Annotated in this window: 1 protein-coding gene; it reads right to left on the bottom strand. The window is 47.7% G+C overall.

From position 1 onward, the window contains the following. Positions 1–235: ribonuclease H (locus tag SB772_RS45690; protein ID WP_410839236.1), on the bottom strand; the 235-nt coding region annotated here is incomplete at both ends.

Raw genomic sequence — 235 nt, 5'->3', positions numbered from 1 at the left:
ATCTGCTTTTTCGTTACCAGCATGTCCAGCGTGACCCTTGACCCAATGCCAGCTAACATCACGCTGTTGGCAGAGCTTATCCAATTGTTGCCATAGGTCTTGATTGGCGACTGGCTTTTTACTGGCAGTTTTCCAGCCCTTTTTCTTCCAACCCTCAATCCATTCAGTGATGCCTTTTTTGACATAACTGGAGTCAGTCCAAATCTCAAGAGTGTGCTCATGCGGGCTATGGGTC

This window comes from Paraburkholderia sp. SIMBA_030, from assembly GCF_046535245.1.
Lineage (GTDB): Bacteria > Pseudomonadota > Gammaproteobacteria > Burkholderiales > Burkholderiaceae > Paraburkholderia.
This window is presented reverse-complemented; position numbering and strand designations above follow the sequence as displayed.